Raw genomic sequence first — 21,390 nt, 5'->3', positions numbered from 1 at the left:
AATTTGATCAAAAAACCTTAGTTTGACTGTTGATATTTACTGCGAATTATTTTTAAATTCGCGCTCTTTGATTTTTGAGCAAATAGTTACGTTAAAAAGTTGGCGTTAGTTTTGCTCTGTATAGTGTACCCGTTTACAGTAAAATGTGGTGAGCAATATGGATTTCTACATCCTGAAAAAGCAAGACAAGCTGGTGGCTATTCCGGCTGATGAACAAAATTGCAAACAGTATTTAGAAGATGGCTACTTTTATGTTGATAAAGTTGCCGCTTGTAATGAAAAGTCTGCACTTGAAGTGTTGCAGAATAAGCAAACGAAAGTGTTTAAAACTCCAGTTTTGTTATTTTTACTGGCTTTGCCTGTTGTTGCCTTTATTTGGTGGCAAATTACCCGTTAAACAAATACTTAAAGCGGTGTTATAGTAGCGTTTCAATGCGAAAGGGAGCGCTACATGAAAGTATTACACACTTCTGATTGGCACTTAGGTCAACAGTTTTACGAACATCACCGTGTTCAAGAGCATCAGCATTTTCTTGATTGGTTGGTGACAACATTACAACAACAGGCGATTGATTTATTGCTTGTTGCCGGTGATATTTATCATACAGCAACCCCTCCCTCTTCTGCTGAACAACAACTTTACCAATTTATAAAGCAAGCCAAACAGGCATGTCCTGAATTGCATATTGTCATTATTGCAGGTAACCACGACTCTGCGAATCGTATTGAAACCGCAAAACCTCTTTTAAAACAATTTGATACACATGTTATTGGCCGATATGACAAAGCAGCCCCAGCAACTTGTTTAGTAAATATTGAAACTGAAAAGGGTAAGGCACAAGTGGTTGCAATGCCTTTCTTACGCCCTGCTGATGTCACGCTAGATACACAAAATGATAAAGCCTACCAGCAAGGTGTGGCGCAAGCTTACCAATCAGTGATTGAACTGTGTGAAGAGAACACAGCCCCTATTATTGTTATGGGCCACCTGCACGCCAAAGGCGGCACCATTAGTGAAGATTCAGAACGGAATATCAGCATCGGCGGTTTTGATGCGGTAACTGCTGAGGTGTTTACTGACAAGGCTGATTACGTTGCGCTTGGTCACCTTCACAAAGCCCAAGTGGTAGCAAAATGCGACGCAAAGCGATATTGCGGTACGCCGATGGCGATGTCATTTTCAGAAAAAAATTATCAACATCAAGTACTCGTCTGTGAATTTAATGGAAAAGCATGCGTGAGCGTAAACCCCCTTTACACGCCAAGGCTTAGAGAGCTGATAGTGCTTCCTGAAAAAGGAGGGGCGGATATTGATGCACTTTGTAATGAAATCGAACAACTAGATTTAACATCGCACGAAGCAAGCCCTTATCTTCGCTTACGACTTAATGCCAGCGAGACCGATAGCCAGTTTAGGGAGAAGATTTCATTAAGCCTAAAAGATAAAGACATTTTATTTTGTGGCATTGAGCGTGTTCAAGATGTGCAAAAGCATGACGATGAAGTAATTTTCCAAGATTTAGGTCAAGTCGAGAAATTAAACCCACTCGATTTGCTAGATATGGTTTTTAAGCAGCAGGTCGATTCAGAGCAGGACTTACCCGAAGATTTAGCTGATTGTTTAGCTGAGGTATTAAATGACATGGAAGAGGAGCAAAACGCGTGAAATTACTTAAAATAACAATCACAAATTTAGCTTCCATTACTCACGCTGATATTAATTTTGAAAAAGCGCCTTTAGAACAAGCTGGATTATTTGCCATTACTGGTGATACAGGCGCAGGTAAAAGTACCCTGTTAGATGCTATTTGTTTAGCCCTCTATGCAAAAACAGCACGTTTAAAAAATGACTTAAAGAACACCGTGTCGTTCAATGGTGACGACATTAAATTAAACGACCCAAGAAACTTACTTCGTAGAGGCTGTGCAGAGGGCTCTGCAGAGGTGACTTTTTTAGGCCAAGACGGTGAGCGTTATTTAGCAAAATGGTCTGTTGCCCGAGCGCGTAAAAAAGTCTCAGGTAAACTCAAGACACCAGAGCACGAGATTATTCGCCTCAGTGACGAAACCTTGTTGGCCCATAAAAGCGCAGCGGTTAAAACGGTCGAGCAATTAATCGGTCTTAGCTTTGATCAATTTACGCGTACCGTCTTACTCGCTCAGCATGAATTTGCCGCATTTTTAAAAGCAAGTAGTGATGAACGCGCACAACTTTTAGAGTGTTTAACAGCGACCGATAAATTCAGTCGTATTGGTCAGCTGATCTTTGAAAAACATAAAGAAAAGAAAGCAGAGCTAGAACGGTTAAAAGATAGCCTAAGTGCTTATGTGTTATTAACTGATGAACAACTTGAGCAATTAACCCTTGAGGCGCAAAATCACCAACAGCAGTTAGATGAATTAAGAGCACAACAAGCCCAGCACAAGTCGTCACTGCAATGGCTTACAGAATCAGCCCAATTGAGAACTCAATTAGTGCAAACAGAGCAGGCTATTCAAGAAACAGAAGCCAAACTGACAGAAAAAGCACATACTTTTAATGAAGCAGAGCAAGCACAAGCCGCTTTTGAGATTGCCGATAATCGCCAACAATGGACTGTAACAAAAAACAATTTAAGTGCACTCGAGTTAAAGCAAAGCGAGCTCAAAACAAAAGACTTTGCTGTGCAAATCCAGCAAGCACAAGACGCGTCGAATAAGGCGTCTGATGTGCTACAACAAGCCGAAGTCTATGTGACAGAGCAGCAAAGTGTTCTGCTTGAAGTTAGGCAACTTGATACGAAAATCGCGAATGCTGATTCAGTATTACAGCAGGTCTTAAAGCAACAGAGTGAGGTTGAGCAACAGCAGACTAAGCTTTCAATAGAACAGCAAAATACCAATACGCAATTACTACAAGTACAGCAACAAAGTCACGAATTAGAGTCGTTATTAACTGCCAATAACAGCTTACAAAGTACAGTTGAAAACTGGTCTCACCTCAAAGGCTTGTTAGATGACATCATAGGCAAACAGTCTCAGTCTCAGCGTGCGCGCGCTGCATTGCAACATGCGAAAAAGCAGCATCAAGAAAACACCCAACAAGCAGAGCCACTCAAGTCTGGGTTATCACAATTACAATCACAATTGATTTCGGGGCAATCGTCAATTGATGTACTCCAGCAGCAAGTTGAACAGTTAAACATCGATGATTTGCAATCAGCGACTCAACGGCTGCAACACGTGATTGCTTTGATGCAGCACATTTCAGATATCAGTGCGGAGCAGTTGCAACAACAATCTTCAATGGCAAGTAACTTCCAAAAGAAACAAGCCATTGAAGTGCAAATGGCAGATACAGAGCAGCAAAAAGAGCTAAGTAAGCAACGGGTACAAGTGACTCGGGATAGCTTAACGCAAGTTCAACTTCGTGCTAGCGAGAGCATCAGCGCATTACGTGCAGAACTAAAGCCTGGTCATGAATGTATGGTGTGTGGCTCAAAAGAGCATCCCTACGCGGTTGACCATATTGATAGCCATTGGGCAAACCTACTAAATGACTTTGCTACTCAACACAAGCAGGCTGAGCAAGCTTACGAACAAGCGATGCAACGTAGCCAAGTTCACTTAACTGAATTTGAAAAAGTGAACGCTAGATATCAAGAAAGCAAACTACAACATCAGCGTTTAACGAGTAAAGTATCTGAGTTTCAAGGGCAACTTGAACAGTTTAGCGAATACCAAGGGTGGTCGCTGCAGCAATGTTTAGATCATCAACAAATGCTTGTACAGCAGCAACAGCATTTCACAGGTCTTCAGTCGCAATTGCAAAAAGCATGGCACACTCTACAGGAACAGCAAAAGTTGTTTGAGCAACAACAAGCGCAGTTAAATGCCATTACACAGCAAGCCACTGAGCTTTCTCATCAGATTGAACAACAGCAAAATACACTTACTCAACTTTCGCAAGAAATAAACCGTGCGCAACAAAAAGCGTGTGATTATTATGCCGATGAAACATGGTGGGCGCAGTTTGAAAGTGCCCCACAAGATGCTTTGGCCTCTTTAACAAAAGCGGTTGATGAGTTTAAAAATAATAAAGAGAAACTCGGTCAACTTCAGCAGTCTCAACAAGCATTAACGCTGCAGCTGAATCATTTACAAGAATCAGCTGTGAATGTTTCTGAGCAGGTAAACGGCATTAACAGCACAGTTAAAAATGCGCGCTCAGAGAAATTGAGTTTTGAGCAAGCAAGGTTTGAGCGTTTACCACAAGAGATCACCGCTGATGAATGGCAAGAAAAGTGTCAGTCACAATTAAAAGCAAGGCAACATGATTTAAATGCTTGCTCTGAACAATTGAAGCAGATCTTGCAGGCTGAAAAAGATAAAGAAAAAGATCTGACCAATATAGCTGAGCAGATCGAGATTTTACTAACTCAAAAAGCCGCACTTGAGTCGCGCTTTGAACAATGGCTCAATGAAAAGTCACAGATCTATGCTGACTTGAATGAAGAGCTAGTTTCTTACTTACTCAAGCTTCCAAAAGCGGACATTCAGCAAACCTTGTCTGAGTTTAAACAGTTGTCGCACGGCAAAGTAGAGCTATCAGGCAAGCTAAGTCATTTAAAAGAGACCTTGAGTATTCATTTAGAGAAGGCACTTACTGAGCTATCAGAGCAACAAATTAATGAGCAGTTAGTAATTTTAGAGACTCAGTTTCAACAAACGCAACAATACTGGCTGAGTGTGAACACGCAGCTTGAACAACATCACAAAAATGTTGAAAAATTGGCAACTGAGCAGCAAAAGCTAAATAAGCTACAAGCTAAGTATGAACATTGGCACTTACTTGATAAGTTATTGGGTGATGCCACGGGTAAAAAGCTGCGTAATATCGCGCAAACTCAAACATTAAAAATCTTACTGCAATATGCCAACCAACACTTAGCGAGTTTGTCTAAGCGCTATCGCCTGACTGTGATAGGCCACTCTTTGAATATTGCTATCATTGATAAAGATATGGCCGATGAGCAGCGCTCTGTGAATACGCTTTCTGGTGGTGAATCTTTCTTAGTTTCTCTGGCTTTGGCGCTAGGGTTGGCTTCACTTTCTTCCAACAAAGTAAATATTGGTTCGCTATTCATTGATGAAGGCTTTGGCACGTTAGATCCTGAAACCTTGAGTGTGGCGCTAGATGCTTTAGATGCTCTGCAAGCACAGGGTAGAAAAGTGGGGGTGATCTCGCACGTCAGTGAAATGTCAGAACGTGTTGCCACACAAGTACAAGTTAAAAAACAGCCCGGCGGTTATTCGAACGTATTAATAAAAGGTGCTTAATATGCCTGATTTTAAAGGTGAACAAGCCATCAAATATGACGAAAGGATCACGCGACTCGTACCTGGCTACGAGTTACTACATGGTTTGGCGGCTGCACAATTAAAAGTGCTGTTTCCTGATGAAGCGAACATCCTAATTGTGGGAGCAGGCACAGGTAAAGAAGTTATTGAATTAGCTAAGCTTAATGCTACTTGGTCTTTTATAGTGCAAGATGTTTCAGCAGACATGCTCGCTATCGCAGATCAAAATTTTACTAACTTGGGCCTAAGTCATAGGGTAAAAATACAATGTGGTGAGTTAACGTCTCTAATTGAGCGCGTTGATTGTGCCCTATGTTTGCTAGTTCTACACTTCATAGAAGATAACGGTGCAAAGAAAACGCTTTTAAATCAGATTAATAGTGTTTTAAAACCAAGTGCGCCTTTATTTCTTGTTGACCTTATGAAGCCAGAAACCCAGTTTGAACGAGAGGCGCAGTTAGTATTTTGTCGTACTCTGGGTTTAACAGAAATAGGCCAGACTCGTATGCGGCACAACTTAGAACATGAGTTTTATCCAATTGATCGAATGCGTTTAAGTGAACTACTCGATGAATGTGGTTTCAACGCTCCCTACCCTTTCTTTAAGGCGCTTGGTTTTACTGGGGTAAGTTGTAATAAGCGCACTGATACCAATCCGCAATAACACTTAATCATTTTGAGGGATTTAAACCTGATGATAGCGGCGTTAAAGATTTCTCATTTACGACTGCATGGATGCAGAAGGTAGGGCAATGCAGGAGCAATTGTCGAGAACAACTAAATAACGAAATATTTTCCTTGCCTCAAAAAAGACCACTAAGTTAAGCGGATTGGTATGAGTTTTAATTACTCGCGCGCTCTAATTCAGCTAAGAGCCCTACTAGTCGAGTTATCTTAATATTACTTAGTTGCCTGTAGTCTAAATACGGACAGATCACTAAATTACTAACTTTATCGATCGCGAACTCCTCATCTAGCCATATTAAAGAGTTGGTAAAAATGTGATCTCGGAGTAATTTTTTGGCATATGTTCTACCTGCAATAACATGAAATTTATAACTTTTTTCAGAGAAGTTTGGCGGACTAAAGAGCAGCGCCTCTTGGCTATGCCCTTGAAGCAGTACTTTATCTCGGTAGTCTTGCCAACGCTTAAAGTTAGTAAAATGATGATCTCTGTGTTGCCACTCAGCCAAAATTTTTGCATAAACGTTGAAAACTTTGCGCCATCCATTACCACATGCTTGGTTTATAACATCGATCTCACCTTTACTAAGTGATTGTACTAATTGAAGATTATGGTATTCAGACATGCTGGGCGGGTTTTCAACATAGATTGCGATTAAGCCCTCTTTTGCCCCTAATCCCTGAGTTGATAATTTCATGATCTGTGTTGTGCTAGCAGGCTATCAAGGGCGTTGGCGAATGTTTGTTTGTCGGTGCTGCTTAATTTGGCAGGTCCTCCTGACATTTCTACACCACTGCTTCGCATAGTGTCCATAAAATCCCGCATATTAAGGATTTGTTTGATGTTGTTCTCAGTAAACTTTTCACCTCTTGGGCTCAATGCAAAAGCGCCCTCCTCTAGTACTTCTGCAGCAAGAGGAATATCAGAAGTGATAACCAAATCGTTCTTTTTAACTCTTTTTACAATCTCATTATCTGCAATATCAAAGCCTTTACTCACTTGGAGCAAATTCACATATTGTGTAACTGGGACGCGCATACTATGATTTGCGACCAGTGTTGTGTGTGTTTTAGTGCGCTCAGCCGCGCGGAAAAGTATTTCTTTGATAACAGCAGGACACGCGTCCGCATCGACCCAAATATGCATAAATAGACTCTGAGTTAGTAAAAATCTGGTGTGAGAGACGATGATACCAATAAAACCTAAATCAGCAAGTGTAAACCCCCTTTACACTTAGATTGAATATAGCTTATGAGGCTCAGTGTCATCGTATTTTCATAGAAGCTCTTAAAGTAGCGAAGTATTTTTTGCCCAACAAGGGTGTTGAGATCATATTTTTACTAACTAAAAAGACGTTAAGCTTAATGATGCTTTATCAAGATCAGGTTTTTACCAACTGGCTTTGTCACAGATCACGATTTTACTTACTGAAGTCTCCTAATTAATTCTGAGATCATATTTTTACTAACTAAATTTGTGTTTAATTACTTAATTTAGAACTCTAGATCATATTTTAACTAACGAGATGATTTTTTAGTTCTCGAAAGATCATCATTTTACTAACTAGCTTAGTAAAATGATGATCCAGAAAGTGTTATCAATACCTAAGTACTAATAACTTTTCTTTATAGAAGGTGTTTTTTCAGTAAGAGTTAAGCGTTGTCGTACAGCTAACGCTTAAGTTGATAAAATCATGATCTGTATAGCCCAATAAAATAGTGGATTGTTATAAATAGGATTAAAGTAACTCGATTGATAAGGGTAAAAGTTGAAGGTATTTAGCTATAGCAGTCCTCTAGTTAATGAATTTACTTTTTTAGCAAAATTTCTAGCCCTTAATTCAGATTAACTTAGTAAAATAACGATCTGAACATGAACTACTAGTATGAGAATATGAGTTTAATTGAGCAAATTACGACGTGTCGACTTTGCGACGAAGCACTCCCCTTTGGTGCTCGACCTGTCATTCAAGCCTCACCGGATGCTAAAATTTTGATCTCAGGGCAAGCCCCTAGTTTGAAAGTTCATCAAACAGGAAAGTTATTCAACGATCAAAGTGGCGAAACCCTCAGAGACTGGCTTGGAGTAACCGAAAGACAGTTTTATGATCCTGACATATTTGCCATTGTACCGATGGCGTTTTGTTATCCGGGTAAAGGAAAAAGTGGTGATCTACCCCCACCGAAGGTATGTGCACAAACTTGGCGGCAGCCACTACAAAATTATTTTAAACAGATAAAATTACACATATTAGTTGGTCAGTATTCACAGCGTTATTATTGTAATAATTTTAAATCAGTGACACTGCAAGTTCAGCAATGGTCATCTATGCTACCTGAGCGTATTGCTTTGCCTCATCCCAGCCCAAGAAACCAGCCTTGGCGTGCTAAAAACCCCTGGTTCGAACAAGCGTTAGTGCCTGAGTTAAAAGAACAAATACAGAAGTTAATCACTAGTTAAATAATTTTAACGAAAAGGCGTTGTTTTTTTAGATAAGTCAATACATACTTACTTGGCATTACACATGATTACAAATTTTAACAAGTACATTCTCAAGGATAGAATATGCTCAACAAGGTTACTGGCTGGTGTGCTGTTTTATTATCACTGATGGCCTTTTACCCCAGCAATATGACAGGTGGTTTGTCGTGTATCGGCTTTTATATAAGCTTGTTCGCAATGTTTATAGGGGCTTATGCAAGTAGTTCAGGCAAATATGTCTACTTCAATTTAGTATTTCTTTTTTCACTGATCAATATTTTCGTTATCAATGATGGAACGAATGTATTTTTGTTCTCACAGCAAAATGACTGGGTTTATGTGTTATCTATGTACGGTATTTTTGCGGTCGTGAGTGTTGTTTGTTTTGGTCTACTCAGAAAAGAAACACTGCTAGCGCAATTAGACGCAGTTAATTAACCTACTTTAATAAGTTGGCTATTCAATTAGCCAACTTACTTCCCTTCTCTCTTCCTTTTATATCTCTTGCCTTCTGTACTTGGCGTTTTAGTGACTTCATGGTAATTTTTGGCAAATTTATTTTCAAAGAGATAAAAGTCATGCCTAAGGCAAGTGAAATAAAAAAACATAATGCCATTGATTACAACGGTCGCGTAATGATTGTACGTGATATCGAACGTTCAGTACCTCAAGGTCGAGCTGGCGGTAGTTTATACCGTATGCGTATGTACGATGTTGTAACAGGCGGCAAAGTTGACGAAACGTTCAAAGCTGAAGAAATGTTAAATCTGGCTGATTTAGTTCGTCGCCCGGTTATGCTGTCTTATATCGACGGTGAAGAGCACGTGTTTATGGATGAAGAAGATTACACACCATATAACATCAATACGTCTTCAATTGCTGAGCAAGTACTATTTATTAACGAAGAAACGAAAGGCTTACAGGCTGTTTTAGTTGAAGGCTCGCCAGTTTCTATTGACCTACCATCAAGCGTTGAGCTAGTAATTGAAGACACATCACCTTCAATTAAAGGTGCTTCAGCAAGTGCACGTACAAAGCCTGCAACGCTAACAACAGGTTTAATTGTTCAAGTACCAGAGCATATTTCTACAGGTGATAAAATAAAAATTAACACTGATGAGAAAAAGTTCATGGGGCGTGCAGACAGCTAAGCTCTTCGGTTGCGGCTTTTATTAACCGCAACCAATAACCACTTCTTTTTGTTTTAACAAAACTTTAACCTTTGTTTCTTTCCTGATAAACTCCGTACCTATTTTGTTTTTTGTCTTTTTTAGTGACATAAAATAAATATCTTTATTCCATTTTTTGCTACGGATTAGCAAGGGTTTTTAATGAGTTATATTCCAGATACCAGTGCACAGGACTCACAAGTCGTCACGCCTAAAAATAAGAAAAAGTGGATTATTCGCGCTCTTGTCTGCTTGTTTATTGTTATTTCTTTTTACTTTGTTGTTTCTCCCTTATTGATGAGTTGGTCTGGCGGGCAGTCAGCTATTTCAATAGATAAGTTACGCATAGCTAAGGTTATGAAAGGAGACTTTATTCGTGATCTTGCGATACAAGGCAAAGTGATAGCCGCACGCCGGCCGGTTTTGTATAGCCCCGCTCAGGGTTCGATTACCTATTTAGTTGATGCTGGTGATAGTGTAGAACTTAACCAAGTCGTTGCACGTATTGAAAGTCCTGAACTGCAAAGTCTATTTGAACAAGAAACGACTAAGCTGTCGCGCTTGAAAACGCAGTTATCCCGAGAAAAGATTCAAGCCAAACAAATTCAACTACAGCAAGAAAATCGCATAGGCCAAGCTCATGTTGCCTTAAATGCAGCGAAGAGAGAGATGCGTCGTTCTGATGAGGCGATCAAAAATCAAGTTATTAGTGATATTGATTATCAAAAAGCCAAAGATGATTTAGAAAACGCAGAGCGAGAATACAATCATGTAAATAAAGAAGTTGCGCTATTAAAAGAAAGCCAAGCGTTTGAAATTCAGACCTACGAACTGGAGTTTAATGCACAGAAGGTCAAGGTAACTGAGTTGCAAAGACTGGTTACTGGTTTAGAGATCCGTTCTCCAGTTGTTGGTGTGGTCGGTAATTTAAATTTTGAGCAAAAGAATACTGTCAGTAAAAACCAGCCCCTTATGAGTGTGGTTGACCTCAGTGAATATGAATTAGAGGTACAAATTCCAGAAATATATGCTGATGATTTAGCCATCGGTTTACTAGCTGAAATTACCTTTAATGAAAATACGTTTTTAGGAACGTTGGTGGCCATTTCTCCTGAGATCAGTCAAGGGCGCGTGCAGGGCAAAGTCCGTTTTAGCAAGCCGTCTCCTGCTAACCTTAGACAAAATCAGCGTTTAACAACACGTATTATTTTAGAGCAAAAACAAAATGTAGCTTATCTACCTCGGGGTCAATATTTACAAAAGAGTGGACAATTTCTTTATGTTTTTCGTGACGGTGAAGCTATAAGAACCCCAGTAAAACTTGGTTCAATTGGTCTAACAAAAGTCGAAATATTGTCTGGTCTTGCTGTGAATGATCAGGTTGTTATCTCTAACATGAATGTCTTCAAAGAAGCACAGAGCGTGCGGGTAATACAGTAGTTCAAACTTTTAAAAAGTGGCTAATTAACTGAGTTAGTCACTCATTTCGTATTGATGTTTGAAATAATAATAAGGAAAGAAAATGTTAAAAATGACAGGGTTAGCAAAAGTCTATTTAACCTCAGATGTGAAAACACAAGCACTTCAACCTTTTAACCTCTCTATTGAGCAAGGTGAATTTGTCGCTGTGATCGGCCCTTCAGGTTCGGGTAAAACCACCTTTTTGAACATCGCAGGCTTACTTGAAAGTCACAGTGAAGGCGTCTACGAGTTAGATGGCAAAGATGTTTCTACGCTATCAGATAAGCATAAATCAGCCTACCGAAATGAAAAAATCGGCTTTGTTTTTCAGAGCTTTAACCTTATTCCTGAACTTAATCTTTATGACAATATTGATATGCCACTGCGCTATCGAAAGTTCACTGCCAAAGAGCGTGATGAGCGCATTATGAAAGCGTTAGAGCAAGTTGGTCTGGCTGGTCGTAAAAACCACTATCCCACTCAATTATCTGGTGGCCAACAACAACGCGTTGCGATTGCCCGCGCAATAGCCGGCTCACCCAGTGTTATTTTTGCCGATGAGCCAACAGGTAACCTTGACTCAAAAATGTCGCAGGGGATCATGTCGCTGTTGCAAGACATCAATGCTTCAGGCACCAGTATTATTATGGTGACCCATGATAACGATCAAGCTCAGCAGGCTCAGCGCATCGTTCAAATCAAAGATGGGGTATTAAGTGAAGATGCACCTATTTTGGCTCAAGCCATTGCTTAAGGAGTGACGATGTTCTCATATTATGTGAAATTGGCACTGATCAGTTTTAAGCGAACGCCATTGCTCAGTTTTTTAATGGTACTACTAATAGCAATGGGCATAGGGGCAACGATGACGACCTTTACGGTGAGTTATATGATGAGTCAGGACCCACTCCCTTCTAAAAGTGATAGAGTTTTCTCTGTACAGATGGATAGCCGAGGCGACGGTTATGATTGGGGTGAAAGCTCATTGGCAGAAATCACTTATATGGACATGCAAAATGTCATCAATTCAGGGATCCCTAAGCACCATGTGGTGATAAGTGCCGTTAGCACAATGCTCAAAAATCCTCAGCAGCAAACTCAAGCCATCAAAAGCAAAGTAAGAACCACTAATGCTGATTTTTTTACCATGTTTGAAACACCATTTCTGTTCGGCTCAGGCTGGGATGAACAAGCAGATAAGCAAGCTCAACAGGTTATTGTACTAACAAAAAAATCTAATAACCGCTTTTTTAATGGAGAAAATTCAGTAGGAAGATTTTTGCAGTTCGGTGATGCTCTTTACCAAGTTGTCGGAGTACTAGACGACTGGCAATTAATGCCCAAGTTTTACGGTGTAAAATCAGAAGCTTTCTCTGAGCCTCACGATGTCTTTATCCCATTTAATACACAGGTTAAAAATGAGTTAATGGTAGGGGGCTTGGTTAACAATACTTGTTGGAAAAGTTACGAGGGTGATGACTTTGCAGCATTTCTCGCTTCTGAATGTATGTGGGTCGTGTTGTGGGTTGAACTTGAAAATGACACTGCAAGAGAGCAATACCAAGCTTATATAGATAGCTATGCTCAGCAACAACGAGATCATGGACGTTTTGCAAATCGAATTTACAACCGCTTAGTTGATGTTAAACAGTACCTTATAGACGAAGAAATCGTCTCAGATGACAGCAAAATGGCAGTATGGTTATCAGTGCTATTTTTGATTGTATGCTTGCTCAATTGTATGGGCTTGATGATGGCTAAATTTCACGGTAAAGCGGGTGAAGTTGGTTTACGTAGAGCTGTAGGGGCAAGTAAGCAGCATATAGTGGCGCAATTTAGTGTTGAATTAGCTGTTATAGGTTTCATTGGTGGCTTAGTTGGCTTGATTTTGGCGCAATTTGGCTTAGCCATAGCGGAAAATTTATACAGCTATTTGCACGCATCACTCATGCAAATGAACCTCATCTTAGTATTAAGCACCTTATTATTAGCTGTTTTAGTGAGCTGCACTTTTGGTTTACTTCCTATTTTTAAGGCCAGTCTAACGCAACCCTCTAGTCAGCTAAAAAGTCAGTAGGAGTGTAACAATGAAAGATTTAGCACCTATTATAAAGACGTTACTGAAAGCAAAAGCCAGCCCATTTCTATTGATATTGCAAATTGCGATTACCTTTATGGTCATGGTGAATGCCGTCAATATGCTTAGTGAACGCAGCAAAAATATGGCACGACCGATTGGCGTAGATGAGACTAATAGCTTCTATATACAAACTAATTTACAAGGCGAGTCCAATTCTTTGGGAGCGCGTTTAGATGAAGATCTTGTTCGGTTACGTGCTTTACCTTCTGTGCAGGGGGTTACACCTATGTCAGCCATTCCACTTGAAGCATGGGGGCGGGCAACGCTTATTAATAAAGAGCCTGCAAAGGTGTTTGAGTATGGTGCTTATTTTGCTGTAGATGAAAGTGTGGTTGAAGTACTCGGCTTAAACTTAATCGCAGGTGAAAACCTATCTGTTGAAGATGTTTATACTCTTCCAATGGATGGGATCGACCTTTCAACAAATATATTGATAACAAAAGCGGTAGCGCAAAGTTTAAGCCCAGATGATTGGCAACAAGCGGTTGGCATGACTGTCTATCTTTCAAATGATAAACCCCAACAAGTCAAAGGGGTTGTAGAAACAATGCAAGGCCCTTGGCCATTGTGGTACGGTGTCGAGTTCAATGTTATCTCGCCATTACGTGAAGCATACAATGAGGTTCGCTATTTCGTTAGAGCAAAACCAGGTCTTCGGGATGAAGCAATGGAGCAAGTGTTAGAAGCCTTGCTTAAAACACCTGGACGCATGATTGAAAAGGCAAAAACCATAGAAACGTTAAAGTTTGAGGCATATCAGAGTGACCGAGCAACGAGTAAGCTGTTGATAAGCGTATGTACAGGCTTACTCATCGTTACAAGCTTAGGCATTTACGGCCAAGCTCGATTTTCGGTTAATCGTCGTAAAAAACAAATAGGCACGCGCAGAGCATTAGGTGCAAGTAGAGGTCAAGTTATGCGATTCTTTATGCTTGAAAATGCTGTGGTCAGCCTTACAGGACTTGTTATTGGTTTTATTGCTGCATTATCTCTGAGCGAACAATTTTCTCAACACTTTGGTTTAACACCTGTACCGTTGCCGTATTTATTATCGGGTATGGCCGCACTGTTTGTGCTAGGCCAGCTATCAGTGAGTTATCCTGCACTGCAAGCGTCAAGAGTGGAACCTGCTATCGCAACGCGAAGTGCTTAAACACTTTAGCTTAATTGAAAAAGCCAGATCATATTTTTACTAGGTAAAATTTTGATCTGGCTTTTTTGTATCTGAGTAATTATTTCTTTATCAACTGCTTAATCTCTTTCACTAAGGCAATACTGGCTTCATTATCTCCATGTACACATAAGGTATCTGCTCTTAGTGCGAGCGTGCTTCCGGAGCCCGTGGTGACTGTGCCTTGAGTCAATAACTGCTCGACTTGTGCCATCAAAGCAGGCTTGTTATGCACTGCATTCGACTCAGTTCTAGGAGTTAAGCGCCCTTCGTTGGTATATAAGCGATCCGCAAAAGCTTCAAACAACAATGGTAGGTTATATTTTTCAGCCATAGCTAAGTGCGACGCTTGCTCGTTGGTCGCCAGTAGCATTAACTTTAGCGGTTTGGCATAGCTACTCACTGCCTGCATGACAGTTTCTAAAATGCCGTTATCGGCCATCATATCGTTATACAGTGCACCATGTGGTTTTACATAACTAATTGATAAACCATGCACTTGTGCCATACCGTCAAGGGCTGCAATTTGATAGTGCAAACAATTTACTAACTCATCATGACCGAGCTTCATAGAGCGGCGACCAAAGCCTTGTTTGTCGGGATAGCTTGGGTGAGCACCAATTTGCACATTATGCTGTTTAGCAAGCGTGAGGGTTTGAGCCATCACATCCGGGTCTCCAGCGTGAAAGCCACAAGCAATATTTGCCAAATCAATCACTTGCATAGCGTGGCTATCTAAACCCATTTGCCACGCACCAAAGCTTTCACCTAAATCGCAATTTAATAACATGTTTACTTCCTTTAAATACTGACAGGGAGTTGGCCTTCAGGCTTTTCTAAACCCAAAATCACTTTAGCGAGCGCAGTAAACGCAGGACCAGAGATCATATTTTTACTAACTACATCGACATTGTAGGCGTAACTGGCCAAAACTGCTTGTGCGTAAGGTGCATAAGTCGGGATCTCATAGGGCGCGCGCAGGCTAATAAATAGCGTTGACTTTTCAGCAAGTTTTGCCTGCTTAAGCAGCGCTAATAGTGCTTTTGGCTGTTCATTACGTTTGAGCTTAAAACTGTCAAGGGCCTTTACATCATCCATACCACCAATCTCAACAGCACTTTGTTGTGGGCTGGCATGGGCGGCTATAATCAGGTCTGAGTTAGTAATATTTTGATCTGCTTGTTTTGGATCGAATCCTTGTAAGCTGCTACATGTGATATGTAATTCTTGCTTGCCTAAAGAGAGCAAAGCTTGCTCAAGAGCATGGCATTTTTGCGTATCAGGCATGACCAAATGAATGCGTTTGTGTTTAGCTTGAATCGGCAATAGCCCATGGTTCTTCACTTGAGTGATGGCGGCAACAGCAAGTTCACTTTCAAGTTGGCGGTGACTCGGGTTACCTAATGTCGCTTTAGCAATGGCGGCAGAGCGGAGCGTTTGGTTTGCCAAAAATTTCTGTTTGAGTGAAATAATACGCTGCGCTGATAGTGTGATTTCGGATTTCTTTAACTCACCCAAAGCGACCGCCGCTTTAAGGGCACTCATTAGTTCATCGAGCTTTTGAATATCGTCAGGGGTACGAATGGCAATCGGCATCAGAGCAATATCAACCCCGGCTTTAAAGGTTTCAATCACTGCGGATGTTGGGGTAAAGAAATGGCTGATCCCCGCCATATCGAGTGCATCTGTGACTGTTACACCTTGGTAGTTGAGCTTTTCTCGTAGCAAGTCATGCATAATTTTACGCGACAATGTAGCCGGTTTAACCATGGCTTCACCTTGCTTGTTCACAAAGGTGCTGTTATCGAGTGCGGGATATTGAATATGCGCCGTCATGATCATACCCGGTGCGTGCTTATCAATAATGTATTTAAAAGGTGCAAGCTCTACTTGTTCAATACGCTTTAAATCGTGTTTAACAAGCGGCAAACCAGTGTGACTATCGACTGAGGTATCACCGTGACCTGGAAAGTGCTTAAGCGCTGAAACGACGTTTTGCGCTTCAAATGCTTCAACCTGCGCGGCGCCCATTTTTGCCACTTCGAGTGGATTTTCTGAGAAAGAACGAACGTTGATCACCGGATTGCCCGCGTTGTTATTCACATCAACAGTCGGCGCAAAGTTTACATTAATGCCAAGGCTATTTAGCTCTTTACCAATAGCGGTTGCCACTAAACTGGGATAGTGTGTCCCGTGTTTATGATAAGTTGCCCCTATACTCATATTGCCTGTGAAAGACGTGGCTTCAGCACGGTTGATACGGGCTACACGGCCACCTTCTTGGTCAATCGAAATAAACAAGGGTTGTGGATGTTTAGCTTGCTGAGCAGCCGTTTGTAAGTCATTGGTGAGCTTTACGATTTGCGTAGTGTCTGGCACATTCTCGGCAAATAAGATCACGCCACCAATATGGTGTTTAGCAATCAACTCGGCAAGTGGTTTAGGCAACTCGGTCATACCTTGTCTACAGGCTTTTGACTCGCCACTTTCGCAGTAATAACGAAAATCTAGCATCAACTTTTGACCAAGTTGTGCTTCTAAAGGTAGTTCAGAGGCATGATTGAGCGATTTCGCTGCACCGCTGGCACTGATTGTCATGGCGATCACCATCCCGATATTTTTTAAAAATTGCGTCACAGGCTACCTAAATTATCTGGCCTTAAACTGAATGGGTTAATTTAGCATTTGCAGCAATAGATTGATAACCCGAACGACTAAACATACAGTTTTTAACAATTTAATGTTGAGTAATTTATAAATTCTCAAGTCTATAGGAGAGCATTTATACAAGGAAATAAGGATTATGTTTTGATTAGACTCACCTCTTTCTCAGCGTTTAAGCTGGCTAATATTGCTTTAATAAGTTTTACACTCACAGGTTGTGGGTCCGACGTTGCGCCAGAGGCCCCACCAATTGATAAAACCAAACTTTCAGAGCAGGTCGGTATAGGCCAAGACGGCGAGCTACAGCTGCATTTAGAGAATATAAGGTTGGCTTATAACTTGCCGGCGATCACAGCCTTAACAGTAAAAGACGGACTTGTGTTTGAAATAGCCAGTACAGGCTATCGCGATATACATACCCAAACTTTAGTAACTGATAATGATCGTTGGGCTATTGGTTCACTAACAAAGTCTATGACGGCAATGGTCGCTGCGCGATTAGTAGAGCAAGAGGTAATTTCTTTTGACAGCACTATTGCCGATATTTTTCCCGAACTTAAAGGCCAAATTAGGGCCGAGCATGAATCAATCTCGTTAAAGCAGTTATTAAATATGACATCGGGGTTAAAAACAGATATCGATATAAAAGATAGGCGCTGGTTCGATATCTCGAAGACAACACTTATGTTGCGAAGTATGTTGACAAAAGAGGTGCTTAATACCGCACCTGTGCAAAAGCGGGGGCAATATGAATATAGTAATGTAGGCTATACTATTGCAGGACATATGCTTGAGCGGGTGACAAACCAAACTTGGGAGCAACTGATAAGCGAGGAATTATTTTCGCAATTAGGCATTACAAACTTTGGTTTTGGTGAGCCGAGCTTTGAACAAAGTGATCAACCCAAAGGGCATATTTATAAAAATGGAAAATGGCAAGCTATCACTGCTGGCAAAGAGATCATTCCAAAAGTATATGGCCCTGCGGGTACTGTTAATATTAGTTTGTCAGAGCTCGCCTTATATTTATCTAAGGTATTAGAGGGTATGAAAGGTGGTGACAATATACTTAGTAAAGAGAGTTATAAAACCTTACATACGATTTATAGTGAAGCTCAAGAGCCAGGAGTAGGCTATGCGATGGGTTGGTTTGCAAAGCTAGATAATACGGCATTTCGACATGATGGTTTCACAGGGTCTTTTTCTGTTAGTAGCTTTTTATATCCAAATGAAAACAGTGCTTACTTTATTGCTGTCAATGGTGATACGGAGAATGCGGCAAAAGCCCTTTTCGCAGCGTTAGAACTATTAAGAGAAAGAAACTTTAGCAACTAAACCATGAACTTTAAATTTTGTTAAAGTTAAAGCCAGCTAACAGCGCTGTAGGCTCATAGAGTTAACTTTTGTGGGTTTCGGCAATTATTTGTCGAAGCTCAAAACTGTTTGCTTGCTCCTCCTTTATGACACTTGTCATATCAATCAATGACAAAGCTCACTGAAACTCTTTTTCGCCTTTCGCCATACTAAACCCATCAAAGTTAATCTCGCACTGAGGAATTGGTTATGGAAAGCATCATGTGGGCAGTATTAGGTATGGCATATTGCTTAATAGCAGTCGCATTAAGCACTTATAAATACAATCGCGGTAAGCCGTTTAATGGTAAATCAAGAAACACCGAGGTGAACTATGACTAATTCAGCAGTGGTTTCGGTTAACAACTTACACCATAGCTATGGTGAAAAATCCGTCCTTAAAGGTTTAGATTTCTCATTAAAAGCAGGCCGAGTTTACGGATTTTTAGGTGCCAATGGCGCAGGTAAAACAACGTTAATTAATTTGTTACTCGGGCGTTTAAAAGCATCACAAGGCAGCATTGAAGTGTTGAATAGTAAAGCGGGTTCTGCTGCTGCAAAAGCTAAAGTAGGCGCTATGCTACAAATCGGCAGTTTACCTGCAAATTTAACCGTATTTGAGCAATTAAACTTATTCTCAAGCTACTACCAGTCTCCTATGTCTGTTTCTAAAGCACTGCGTTTGAGTGACTTAAATGCCCATGAAAATACACCATTTAGCAAATTATCAGGTGGCTTGAAGCAACGTTTGCTGTTTGCCATTGCCATTATTGGCGACCCACAACTGGTATTTTTAGATGAGCCTAGCTTGGCAATGGACGTAAATGCCCGTCAACAAATGTGGCAAACCATTCGACAATTAAAAGCACAGGGTAAAACGGTGATTTTAACCACGCATTATATGGAAGAAGCTGAAGCCCTTAGCGATGAGCTATTCATTTTAAATGAGGGAAAGATCATCGCACAGGGCTCGCCAAGTGAGTTAAGTCACAATATGCAGTTAAGTGAAGTGAGCTTTGCTTGTGAACTAAATGAGTCTGAAATTTCGACTTTATTACCTGAGTGGTCGTGGCAAGTGAATGAGGGTAAGGCTAAAACCCGCTGTAAATCACCAAACACACTGTTAAAGCAAGCATTTGCAAATGGGCTTAGCTGCGACTTACTCAGCGTTAAACCTTCATCGTTAGAGCAAACCTTTATTTCACTCACAGAAACCGCTGAACAAGAAAATAAAACACCAGTAAATTCAGCATCAGACAAATCAGCCAAGGAGCAAGCAGCATGAGTAGCATAAGTTTATATAGTCTCAAACAAGAAGCGTGGTGCGACTCTAAAAGTGTTTTTAGAAACTTAGGCTTTGTGATCCCGACCTTAGCGTTTCCATGTGCCTTTTACTTGTTTTTTGGAGTCGCTATGGGAGATGAAAAAACCAGTAGCTATTTGCTAATAAACTACATTATTTTTGGAGTGATGGGCCCCGCTTTATTCAATTTCGGGGTTAATGTCGCAACTGATAGAGAGCAAGGTCTATTGGCATTGAAACAACTATCGCCTATGCCTGCTAGTCAATACTTAATGGGTAAAACCTTTACGGCCTTAATGTTTTCGACCTTGATATTTATTCTTCTTTCTAGTTTTGCCGTGTTATTCGCAGGCGTGAGTATGTCGCTACTTAAGTGGGGTCAGGTATATGCATTAGCGCTGTTAGGCACTTTACCATTTTGCATGCTTGGCCTAGTGATGGGCTTAAGTTTTTCAGCCAAATCGGCCCCCGCGCTTGTTAATCTGATTTACTTACCTATTTCGATGCTGTCAGGTTTATGGTTACCAATCACTATGTTTCCTGAAGCACTACAGTGGTTTGCATGGTCATTGCCAAGCTATCATTTATCTCAATTAGGGCTGAGCATTTTAGAGATGCACCAAGGCTTTAATTTAGCGTGGCATTTATTAGGTGTTGCATTATTTACATTGCCGTGTGGATATCTAGCTACAAAAAAGTACAACTCCATGAAATAAAATCATATTGTAACGCCCCTTTACAGAGAGGGGCTTTACCTCTGGGCTTCATTCCTTTACTCTTAACCTGTTGTTAATTATTTCTTAAAAAACATGAAGTTTAGTTTTCAGATTTTCCAGTTCGATTGTGAACACAAAATCCTTACCCGCCACGGAAAGGTTATTAAGCTAAAAGACAGAGCTGCGAATATGCTCAAGTTCTTTATTTTGAATAACGATAGAATTCTGTCTAAAGCAGAGCTGTTAGAAACAGTTTGGCCAGACAAAACCGTGTCTGAACAAGTCGTCTTTCAGAACATCAGTCACTTACGTGCCATTTTTGGTAACGATGCCATTAAAACCTTTTCAAAAAGAGGCTATCAATGGCAATTAGAGCTTACTGAAGTCACAGAGCAAGCTGAAGAAGTAGCAGCGGCCTTAGAGTCACAAGCCGCTACTAGCAAAGCGCCTGCTGTAGAGGAAAGCAAAGCTGAGAGTGAGTTAAAAAACAATGAAAGCTCAGATAGTGCTCAGCAAAATGATTCGCCAGCTTCTGACAGTTCACCTGAGCAGCCTGCAAAAGAGAGCAAGTCAACAGCTTGGCTCGGCATTTTGGGCGCTGCAGCCTTAGTTGTAGCAACAGCGATTTGGATGGCTGTTAAGTCTTAATTTATTTCTCTCTTTCTTGAAATAAAGCGATGACAAACATCGCTTTATTGACTCTACTTTTCTATAAAAATCATCAGCTTTAAAAATCCTTTTGAACTTTTTTGTACGCATCTAAGTCAGTTATACCAATCCTCTTAATTAAGCGAGCTATTTTGAGGCAAGAAAAGCTTGTCGATAGTGAGGCGAAAATTTTGATGTTTAGTTGTTCTCGGCAATTGCTCCTGCATTGCTCTACCTTCTGCATCCATGCAGTCGTAAA

Annotated in this window: 20 protein-coding genes; 16 read left to right on the top strand and 4 right to left on the bottom strand. The window is 40.7% G+C overall.

Annotated features, from left to right (window positions below):
* Positions 1 to 157 precede the first annotated feature (157 nt).
* The 4 genes from ACXAC4_RS23735 to ACXAC4_RS23720 are packed head-to-tail and all read left to right on the top strand — an operon-like array spanning position 158 to position 6,004.
* The gene (locus ACXAC4_RS23735; protein WP_058031728.1) at positions 158 to 397 is read left to right on the top strand and encodes a hypothetical protein; all 240 of its coding nucleotides are present in this window, start codon (positions 158 to 160) and stop codon (positions 395 to 397) included.
* A gap of 54 nt (positions 398 to 451) precedes the next feature.
* Positions 452 to 1,666 (top strand): exonuclease SbcCD subunit D C-terminal domain-containing protein, encoded by a 1,215-nt coding sequence (locus ACXAC4_RS23730; RefSeq protein ID WP_475166348.1) that lies wholly within the window; start codon positions 452 to 454, stop codon positions 1,664 to 1,666.
* Positions 1,663 to 5,319 (top strand): AAA family ATPase, encoded by a 3,657-nt coding sequence (locus ACXAC4_RS23725; protein ID WP_475166345.1) that lies wholly within the window; start codon positions 1,663 to 1,665, stop codon positions 5,317 to 5,319. Before ACXAC4_RS23730 ends, ACXAC4_RS23725 begins: the two co-directional genes overlap by 4 nt.
* A gap of 1 nt (position 5,320) precedes the next feature.
* A complete protein-coding gene (locus ACXAC4_RS23720) occupies positions 5,321 to 6,004 on the top strand; it encodes a class I SAM-dependent methyltransferase (protein WP_475166343.1) in 684 nt (227 codons plus the stop codon).
* Positions 6,005 to 6,182: 178 nt separating this feature from the next.
* On the opposite strand, the gene ACXAC4_RS23715 is transcribed toward ACXAC4_RS23720, so the two are convergent.
* Both ACXAC4_RS23715 and ACXAC4_RS23710 read right to left on the bottom strand, forming a co-directional pair.
* Positions 6,183 to 6,722: a DUF6942 family protein gene (locus ACXAC4_RS23715; protein ID WP_475166340.1), complete on the bottom strand. Its 540-nt coding sequence runs from the start codon at positions 6,720 to 6,722 to the stop codon at positions 6,183 to 6,185.
* Positions 6,719 to 7,171 (bottom strand): YaiI/YqxD family protein, encoded by a 453-nt coding sequence (locus ACXAC4_RS23710; protein ID WP_349287080.1) that lies wholly within the window; start codon positions 7,169 to 7,171, stop codon positions 6,719 to 6,721. The genes ACXAC4_RS23715 and ACXAC4_RS23710 overlap by 4 nt, the downstream gene beginning before the upstream one ends.
* A gap of 747 nt (positions 7,172 to 7,918) precedes the next feature.
* On the opposite strand from ACXAC4_RS23710, the gene ACXAC4_RS23705 reads away from it, so the two are divergent.
* The 7 genes from ACXAC4_RS23705 to ACXAC4_RS23675 all read left to right on the top strand — a co-directional run bounded on the left by ACXAC4_RS23705 (position 7,919) and on the right by ACXAC4_RS23675 (position 14,429).
* A complete protein-coding gene (locus tag ACXAC4_RS23705) occupies positions 7,919 to 8,485 on the top strand; it encodes a uracil-DNA glycosylase family protein (protein WP_475166336.1) in 567 nt (188 codons plus the stop codon).
* 105 nt (positions 8,486 to 8,590) lie between these two features.
* On the top strand, positions 8,591 to 8,944 hold the full coding sequence (locus tag ACXAC4_RS23700) for a hypothetical protein (protein ID WP_475166334.1): 354 nt from the start codon (positions 8,591 to 8,593) through the stop codon (positions 8,942 to 8,944).
* A 140-nt stretch (positions 8,945 to 9,084) separates the two neighbouring features.
* On the top strand, positions 9,085 to 9,657 hold the full coding sequence (efpL, locus tag ACXAC4_RS23695) for an elongation factor P-like protein EfpL (protein ID WP_058031736.1): 573 nt from the start codon (positions 9,085 to 9,087) through the stop codon (positions 9,655 to 9,657).
* Positions 9,658 to 9,837: 180 nt separating this feature from the next.
* Complete coding sequence (locus tag ACXAC4_RS23690; protein WP_475166325.1) at positions 9,838 to 11,115, top strand: efflux RND transporter periplasmic adaptor subunit; 1,278 nt, start codon at positions 9,838 to 9,840, stop codon at positions 11,113 to 11,115.
* 82 nt (positions 11,116 to 11,197) lie between these two features.
* On the top strand, positions 11,198 to 11,890 hold the full coding sequence (locus tag ACXAC4_RS23685) for an ABC transporter ATP-binding protein (protein WP_475166319.1): 693 nt from the start codon (positions 11,198 to 11,200) through the stop codon (positions 11,888 to 11,890).
* 9 nt (positions 11,891 to 11,899) lie between these two features.
* A complete protein-coding gene (locus tag ACXAC4_RS23680) occupies positions 11,900 to 13,213 on the top strand; it encodes an ABC transporter permease (RefSeq protein ID WP_475166314.1) in 1,314 nt (437 codons plus the stop codon).
* Between the two features lie 10 nt (positions 13,214 to 13,223).
* Positions 13,224 to 14,429: an ABC transporter permease gene (locus ACXAC4_RS23675; protein WP_475166310.1), complete on the top strand. Its 1,206-nt coding sequence runs from the start codon at positions 13,224 to 13,226 to the stop codon at positions 14,427 to 14,429.
* A 79-nt stretch (positions 14,430 to 14,508) separates the two neighbouring features.
* Here the strand turns inward: ACXAC4_RS23675 and ACXAC4_RS23670 are convergent, their stop codons facing one another.
* Complete coding sequence (locus ACXAC4_RS23670; RefSeq protein ID WP_475166306.1) at positions 14,509 to 15,237, bottom strand: 5-oxoprolinase subunit PxpA; 729 nt, start codon at positions 15,235 to 15,237, stop codon at positions 14,509 to 14,511.
* An 11-nt stretch (positions 15,238 to 15,248) separates the two neighbouring features.
* Positions 15,249 to 17,045 carry a glycoside hydrolase family 3 protein gene (locus ACXAC4_RS23665; protein WP_475167724.1) on the bottom strand — a complete coding sequence of 599 codons (1,797 nt, stop codon included), beginning with the start codon at positions 17,043 to 17,045 and terminating at the stop codon, positions 15,249 to 15,251.
* Positions 17,046 to 17,255: 210 nt separating this feature from the next.
* Here ACXAC4_RS23665 and ACXAC4_RS23660 point away from each other — a divergent pair, with 210 nt between their 5' ends.
* From ACXAC4_RS23660 to ACXAC4_RS23640, 5 genes are all read left to right on the top strand, one after another.
* A complete protein-coding gene (locus tag ACXAC4_RS23660; protein ID WP_475166300.1) occupies positions 17,256 to 18,446 on the top strand; it encodes a serine hydrolase domain-containing protein in 1,191 nt (396 codons plus the stop codon).
* Positions 18,447 to 18,674: 228 nt separating this feature from the next.
* Complete coding sequence (locus ACXAC4_RS23655) at positions 18,675 to 18,806, top strand: hypothetical protein (protein ID WP_475166295.1); 132 nt, start codon at positions 18,675 to 18,677, stop codon at positions 18,804 to 18,806.
* The gene (locus tag ACXAC4_RS23650) at positions 18,799 to 19,749 is read left to right on the top strand and encodes an ABC transporter ATP-binding protein (RefSeq protein WP_475166291.1); all 951 of its coding nucleotides are present in this window, start codon (positions 18,799 to 18,801) and stop codon (positions 19,747 to 19,749) included. Before ACXAC4_RS23655 ends, ACXAC4_RS23650 begins: the two co-directional genes overlap by 8 nt.
* Complete coding sequence (locus ACXAC4_RS23645; RefSeq protein ID WP_475166282.1) at positions 19,746 to 20,483, top strand: ABC transporter permease; 738 nt, start codon at positions 19,746 to 19,748, stop codon at positions 20,481 to 20,483. The genes ACXAC4_RS23650 and ACXAC4_RS23645 overlap by 4 nt, the downstream gene beginning before the upstream one ends.
* Positions 20,484 to 20,672: 189 nt before the next feature.
* Positions 20,673 to 21,131, top strand: coding sequence for a winged helix-turn-helix domain-containing protein (locus ACXAC4_RS23640; RefSeq protein WP_475166278.1), 459 nt, complete (start codon positions 20,673 to 20,675; stop codon positions 21,129 to 21,131).
* The last annotated feature ends 259 nt before the right edge of the window (positions 21,132 to 21,390 follow it).

Source organism: Pseudoalteromonas sp. AWM4_233, assembly GCF_056158285.1.
This window is presented reverse-complemented; position numbering and strand designations above follow the sequence as displayed.